The sequence below is a fragment of the Niallia sp. Sow4_A1 genome (genome assembly GCF_052116745.1).
GTDB lineage: Bacteria > Bacillota > Bacilli > Bacillales > Cytobacillaceae > Niallia > Niallia hominis.
Genome location: NZ_JBQKKM010000110.1, coordinates 1 through 2,020 on the forward strand (window position 1 = coordinate 1; position 2,020 = coordinate 2,020).

The 2,020-nt window shown below is 37.4% G+C and carries 2 protein-coding genes; both read left to right on the top strand.

Annotation, left to right across the window (positions count from 1 at the left end; all coding sequences use genetic code 11):
• Positions 1–1,269: phospholipase D-like domain-containing protein (locus ACTQ5K_RS25345; RefSeq protein WP_441994446.1), on the top strand; the 1,269-nt coding region annotated here is incomplete at its 5' end.
• A 160-nt stretch (positions 1,270–1,429) separates the two neighbouring features.
• Positions 1,430–2,008 (top strand): CBO0543 family protein, encoded by a 579-nt coding sequence (locus tag ACTQ5K_RS25350; RefSeq protein ID WP_152116729.1) that lies wholly within the window; start codon positions 1,430–1,432, stop codon positions 2,006–2,008.
• Positions 2,009–2,020 lie beyond the last annotated feature (12 nt).

Below are 2,020 nucleotides of genomic sequence, written 5' to 3' on the forward strand. Positions count from 1 at the left end.
GGTGATTCAGCATCGGTAATTGCCGATGCTTTACGGCATTTCACTGTGAATGGGCTTCGAATGGGCCAAGTCCAAGTGTTTAACAATGGAATAGCAAAATATGAACAACTCATCGAATCCCTACAAAAAGCCCAAAAAACCATTGATCTGGAATATTACATCTATCGGAATGACCAAATAGGTAATCGCATCACAGAACTGCTGATCGAAAAAGCAGTAAACGGAGTGCGGGTTCGTTTTATTAGAGATGGTTGGGGGAGTAAAAAATTTCCGCGTCAAAAAATCCTTCAGATGGTGGAAGCAGGGATAGAATGCCGGACAATATTTCCTTTACGCTTTCCCTGGATTTTATCCAATTGGAATTATCGGGATCATTGTAAGATTGTCACGATCGACGGAAAGAAAGCTTTTACTGGTGGCATGAACGTAGGATATGAATATACAGGATTGAAGCCTGACGTTGGCTTCTGGAGGGATACTCATTTACAAATAACAGGAGAAGCATCAGTCAATTTGCAGACTGTCTTTGACGTTCATTGGAATATTGCTGTGCCGGAACGGATAAAATCGAAAACAAATCTGAAAACAAAATCTGAGGTAACGAAAATCAATCCAATCGGAAGAGTAGATCTTTCCAGATGGTCAGCCGAATTGGGTTCAGAGTTGAGCACCATAGATGGTAAAGAGATGGACATATACCCAAAGACAGGGACATTGCAAAAAGCGTACATCCATACGTTGGAAGGAAACCCTGGAATTCCTACCCCAGTTATTCGTCAAGCTTACTTTATATGTATAACACAGGCGACCAAGACTATTGATATAACAACACCCTACTTTGTACCAGAAACAGATATTATCATGGCATTAAAGACAGCTGTGGCTCGTGGTGTGCACGTAAGATTGCTGGTTCCTCGCCACATTGATCAAAAAAGCGTGGGCTATGCAAGTCGTACCTATTACGGGGAACTTATAGAAGCTGGGGTCCAAATCTACCAGTACAATAAAGGAATGTTACATGCGAAACTGATGATCATTGATGAGGAAATTGCAGAAGTAGGCGCAGCAAACTATGATATGAGAAGTTTTCGCCTGAATTATGAGGTGTGTCAAGTCGTGTACAGTGCTGATGTGGCAAGAGAACTCACAGAGCAGTTCGAGGGGGATCTTACTGATTCTGTACCATTAAGAATTGAAGACTTGTTGCAACGATCCCTGACCGAGCGCATTGTTGAACAGGGTGCTCGCCTCCTTTCTCCATTATTATAAGTTGATGTATCCTGTTTTTATTGTTCTATCTTAAATCTAGATTTAAAAAATTTTTGTTATTTACGATGGAAATTCATTACTAAAAAACGGTAATACTAAAAAGGCAGCTCAAAGAGTTTGAATTCAAAAATATCTGTTACCTTTTAATTTAAATATAGGGATGATATCAATAGATAATATATTTGAAAATCTTAAGGAAATACGTTTATTAGAAGATAAGCTGTATCATTTAGAATTAAATGGTTGGCTAACAAATGAGTTTTTAACTTGGGAATGGTGGATACTAGTTGTTTTTTTAGTTGTGCCTTGGGTTATATGGGCTAAACTTGTTAAACATGACATTATTTTAGAAATTTTGTTATTTGGTACCATAATTATCTTGACAACAACCTTATTAGATGTAGTTGGTGCACAATATAGTTTTTGGGATTACCCCATTGCATTTTTACCTTTTATTCCTCGGGCCTTTCCTTTTGATTTTTCAATGGTGCCTGTAGCTTACATGTTGTTATATCAATATTTTAGAACATGGAAATCTTTTATTTTAGCCCAGATCATTATGGCACTAACATATGCCTATATAGGTGAACCCTTTTGCGAGTGGGTCAAACTTGTTAATTATTTAGAGTGGAGATACAGATATTCATTCATATATTACATCATGGTTGGAATTGTAACTCGAGCTTTAATACTAAAACTAGCCTCTTTATCTAAACCTCAAGATCTTACAACTAAGTAAAATTTAAATTGG

Bases quoted from the DNA above. Each gene is read 5' to 3' on its own strand.
- ACTQ5K_RS25350 (WP_152116729.1), top strand. From the start codon at position 1,430: ATGATATCAATAGATAATATATTTGAAAATCTTAAGGAAATACGTTTA.